The following is a 476-nucleotide window of genomic DNA, read 5'->3' as shown; positions in this document are numbered from 1 at the left end:
GCATGGAGCCCCCAGGAGCAGCACATGGCGGCGTCCTCCGGGCTGCTGGTGCACGAGATCGAGCGCAACCACCCGCGCGAGGACATGATCCCGGTGCGCTTCTCGTTCGACATCCTGGGGTTCATCGCCGGCGGCGAGATCGAGGTGCACACCCGCGTGCTGCGCCCGGGCAAGACCATCGAGCTGGTGGAGGCCACCATGAGCAGCGGCGGGCGGGACTGCATCCGGCTGAGCATGTGGCGGCTGAAGACCTCGGACACCCAGGACGTGGCGGGCGGGGAGATCGAGCCGCTCACGCCGCTGGAGCAGTGCGAGGAGCTGAACATGTACGAGCAGTGGGGCGGCGGCTACATCGGCTCCCTCGAGGCCCGCGTGGCGCGCATGCCCCGCCCGGGCAGCGGCGCGGGCTGGCTGCGGATCAGCAAGGCCGTGGTGGAGGGCGAGGAGTCCTCCCCCACCGCCCAGTTCATCAGCGC

The 476-nt window shown here is 71.0% G+C and carries 1 protein-coding gene; it reads left to right on the top strand.

Features of this window, described 5'->3' with window-relative positions; genetic code table 11:
• Nucleotides 1-24 precede the first annotated feature (24 nt).
• A partial coding sequence (locus tag QC029_RS30515; RefSeq protein ID WP_279559082.1) for an acyl-CoA thioesterase domain-containing protein occupies nucleotides 25-476 on the top strand: 452 nt, incomplete at its 3' end.

The organism is Streptomyces sp. DH37 (assembly GCF_029813835.1).
In the GTDB taxonomy this organism is placed as follows: Bacteria; Actinomycetota; Actinomycetes; order Streptomycetales; family Streptomycetaceae; genus Streptomyces.
This window is presented reverse-complemented; position numbering and strand designations above follow the sequence as displayed.